The organism is Accumulibacter sp. (genome assembly GCF_032229525.1).
In the GTDB taxonomy this organism is placed as follows: domain Bacteria; phylum Pseudomonadota; class Gammaproteobacteria; order Burkholderiales; family Rhodocyclaceae; genus Accumulibacter.
Genome location: NZ_JAVTWB010000250.1, coordinates 1 through 4,250 on the forward strand (window position 1 = coordinate 1; position 4,250 = coordinate 4,250).

At 62.4% G+C, this 4,250-nt stretch carries 3 protein-coding genes; 1 reads left to right on the forward strand and 2 read right to left on the reverse strand.

The features are described 5' to 3' along the window. Positions 1–699: ATP-binding protein (locus tag RUW20_RS19650; protein ID WP_313953913.1), on the forward strand; the 699-nt coding region annotated here is incomplete at its 5' end. 103 nt (positions 700–802) lie between these two features. Here RUW20_RS19650 and RUW20_RS19655 read toward each other — a convergent pair. After that, a complete protein-coding gene (locus RUW20_RS19655) occupies positions 803–1,639 on the reverse strand; it encodes a PA4780 family RIO1-like protein kinase (protein WP_313953914.1) in 837 nt (278 codons plus the stop codon). Positions 1,640–2,102: 463 nt separating this feature from the next. Beyond that, positions 2,103–4,250 (reverse strand): NHL repeat-containing protein (locus tag RUW20_RS19660; protein ID WP_313953915.1); only part of this gene is annotated, 2,148 nt, incomplete at its 5' end.

Consider the following 4,250-nt stretch of genomic DNA (forward strand, 5'->3'; position numbering starts at 1 on the left):
TTCAACACCGTCCTGACGCAGAACGCCGAGGTCGTCGAACGCGCCCGCACGCACGCCGGCAATCTCGCACACGCACTGAAAACACCGCTGAGCGTTCTCGCCAACGCCGCGGCAGGCAGGGATGATGAACTCGCGCGTCTGGTCGTCGGCCAGGTCGAGGCCGCGAAACGCCAGGTCGACTACCACCTGGCGCGTGCCCAGGCCGCCGCCGCGGTGGGCGTCCCCGGCGCCAGGACGCCGCTACGACCGGTAGTCGACGCGCTGCTGCGGACGATGCGACGGATTCACGCCGCACGGCAACTCGAACTGCTGCTGCAGCCGATGGCGCCAAGCCTGGCCTTCCGCGGCGAGGAGCACGACCTGCAGGAAATGCTCGGCAACCTGCTCGACAACGCCTGCAAGTGGGCCCGCAGCCGGGTCGAGGTCGACGCCCGTCTCGATCGCCAGTGTCTGCTGGTCGGCATCGACGACGACGGCCCGGGAATCGCCGCTGGGGATCGCGATGCGGTGCTCCGCCGTGGCGTTCGCGCCGACCAGCAGGTGTCGGGCAGCGGCCTGGGTCTGGCGATCGTCGACGATCTGGCGCGGCTCTACGGCGGCGAACTCGGTCTGGCCAATTCACCGCTGGGTGGCTTACGGGTGGTGTTGAAGTTGCCGGCTGCCGCGGTGGGTGAGCAGGCGCCAGGCTGCAAGCGCTGAACAGGCGGATGTTGGAACTGACCGCAAAAGGGCAACATCGGACCTGCTGCCGGCGTCTGCCGTCCGTGCGACGGGCAATGCGGCAAACATCGCTCGTCTGGAATTACCGGCACATGCGGCGGATTTCATCTTCCTTGATGGCCAGATCGACCTGCTCCAAGACCGCGTCGACATCGGCGAGTCGTTCGTCAAGAACCACGTGGCCAGTCAAAGCCAACTCCGGGGTCAGCAAGCCGCTTTCATAGTGTCCCCAGATTTCCTTGGCGAACTGGGTGTCCTTCAGCGCCGGGGCAAAGGTGCTGAAGTAGGTCCGTAGATTGACTACGTCACGCTCGAACATCTCGGCAGCCTCGCTGTTGCCCGCCGCATCGATGGCTTGCGGCACATCGATGATCACCGGCCCGTCTTCACCGACCAGGATGTTGTATTCGGAAAGGTCGCCGTGAATGATGCCGGCGCAAAGCATCCGCACCACCTGATTGACCAGCAGGGCGTGAAACTCCAGCGCCAGTTCTTCGCTCAGCGCGATATCGTTGAGGCGCGGTGCCGCATGGCCCTCGGCGTCGACCACCAGATCCATCAGCAGCACGCCCTCGTAGCACAGATGCGGCTGCGGCACGCGCACGCCGGCCGCGGACAGCCGATAGAGAGCATCGACCTCGGCACTCTGCCAGACCTCTTCCTGCATCTTTCGCCCATAGCGGCTGCCTTTCTCCATGGCGCGCGCCTGCCGGCTGTTCTTTACCTTGCGGCCTTCCTGGTAGGAGGCGTTCTTGCGGAAGCTGCGCTGATTGGCTTCCTTATAGACCTTGGCACAGCGGATGTCTTCGCCACAGCGAACGACATAGACGGTAGCCTCCTTGCCGCTCATCAGTTGGCCGATCACCTCGTCGACGAGGCCTTCTTCTACGAGTGCTATGAGTCTTGTCGGGGTTTTCATGGGAATCCATTTTGTGCGTGCGTGGGATGACGGCTGCGCTGAGCCGCTGGCGCCGCGACGTGTCAAACGCGCCGCAGGACATTTGTCGCTGGCGCTCGCCCATCAACGCTGGGGTACTCAGTTTCGGATGTAGCCGAGCAGTGTACCGCCTTCTGCCGTGCGCGATGGCGCGGTGTCGTCATTGACACGATCCTCGACAGTCGTCGAACTCTTCGCGCAAGGGCGAGCCCCGGCTCACCCGGGGCCGGCCTCCGCTTCCCGCACATCGTTCGCATCCTGCCGTAGGACGCCAATGGCGGCGAATCGCAGTGCCGGACGGCCAAGCCGCCGTTGCTGTTCTTAGCTACCTAGGTCAGCTATGCACCCACCGACCATCGGTTAGAAACGCCGCTGAATGGCGACTTTCAACTTCGGCGAATGCGTACTCCCGACCCCACGGTCGCCAATTCGGCGCCGTGACGATCTATTGCGCTTGAACCGGCCCGATCAACGGCGTGCGCACAGGTTTGGCCAACCCGAAGAAAACCACCGTGGTGTTGGAGGCAAAGCGGGTGGATAGCGCCTCGTCCGGCACTTCGCTGAAGCCGACATCCGTCTGGTTCCAGCTGTTAGCCACCCAGACATTGCCGGCGGGATCGAGAGCCACGCCCGTAATAGTTTGCAGACCGCCGATGTAGCCGCCTGCAGGCGAAATCGGATCGCCTGTTGCAAGTCCCGGCGGGCAGGTCTCAGTGCGAACCCCACACAACTGCGTGATGGTATGGCTCATGGAATTCGAGACCCAGACATTGTCATTGCCGTCAACGGAAACGCCCCAGGCTCCGTTCATGCTATTGCCGGCATCAAAGGGGCCGAGAACCGTGCCGTCAGGGCGTATCATCGACACATCGCCCCCGGGGTACTTGTGGGCGATGCTCCACAGATCGATCCACCCCTTGGCCGCGCGCTCATCGTCCGACAGCGAACCTTTGAGGCTCGCAAACTTTGCTTCGACCTTTTCCTTGATGAATGCCAGTTTCTCCATCGTGCCAGGGTGGCCGATGGAGTTGGCGACCCATGCATTGCCCTGGCTGTCGATGGCAATGGCGTGCGGGCTGTATCCGACCTCAAACTCTACAGCATTGCCTGGGTCGCTGGCCGGAAAGCGGGTCACGGTGTTGGAACCGCTATTGGTGACCCAGATCCGGTCCTGCCGGTCAATGGCCAGGCCGAAGGGCGCTTTGACCTGGAGGGTGCCATCTACGGGCTTGCCGTCAACGGTTCGACCGAGGATGCGGCCTTTCGAGGCGTCGCCCCGTGGCAGGAAGATGATCTGACTGTGCCCGTTATCTACTGCCCAGACGTCGCCATTCGGGGTGACGATGATGCCCTGCATCTGACCCAATTTTCCGCCGAAGTTGTAACCGGTCTCCGGCGAAATCGGCTGCCCCGTCTTGCGATCGAACACGGAAATGGTGCTGCCGATCAGGCTGGTGACCCAGACCTTGTCATCAGCCGAAATGGCCAAGCCCCATCCGGCGCTGTCGACGCCGCCGCCGAGAAAGCCCGTGATCATCGGAGAAAGGGGCTTCCCGTTCGGTGCGAACTTCGAGATGCCGCCGCCAAACTGCGCAAAAATCGTGGTTTGCGAGCCTACCAGGAAGTTGTCGGCTGCCCACATGTTGCCCTCGCCGTCGATGGCTATGCCGCCCACCCCGGAGTAGCCTCCCCCCGAGTAGACCAGCGACAAGGTCCACGCGCTTGGAGCGAAGTTGAGGTAAGGGATGAGAGCTACTTCGCGTGTCCGCTTCCCGGCGGGAACGGGAAAAAATTTGTCGAGCAGATTGAAGAGCTTGTCCGCTTGATGCCACGGATGGCGGGCGATGTTCTGCGCCGCGGCAAGCGTGTTGGTCGGCGCGACCCCACCCGGCGGGGTGGCTGCTTCAAAGAATTTGTTGCACGCCTCCGGTTTCGCCGTGACGCAGGCCGACAGCAGAATACCCAGCGTGTTCAGTTTGGCCATCGTCGTGGTCTGCGAACTGTTCAGAGGGTCTTGGATGACCGATCCCAGACCCCCTGTTTCAAGATTGACCAGATTCGCCACGTTTCCGGCTGCGATCCGCAGTGCAAGGGCATCGCCACTCAACGCGGTACCGTTCAGAAACTGCGCTCCGGTCCATGCGGAGGCCACTGTGGTGAGCTCGTTAATCGTCACGCGCTCCGGGGGTTTAGTCCCCAACGTGGCCATCAAGGTGATTGCGGGATTCGGCCCCTTGCCGGATGTCAGCTTCGACTCGCCGCCCGCAGCGGTGAGGTAAAGAACGCCGGCGTCGCCCTTTCCGTCGGCAAGCAGCAAGTCGTAGCTGCCATCGTCATTTGTCTTCGCCTCGGCGAGCTTCTGGGGGACACCCGGCCCCGCCAGCCAAAGGGTTACGTCTGCCCCGGAAATCGCAGCACCGCCGGCCTTGACTCGTCCTTCAATGCGATCGGCAGCGAAGGACGATACGGACATGAGTGCGACCGAAATGGTGAGAGCGGCACATTTCCCTGTTTGCATCTTGTGTTGATTCATGGTCTCAATCATTTCGTCTGTTCTCGCCTCTAGATAAAGAGTGCCAACGCCCAGTGCCGC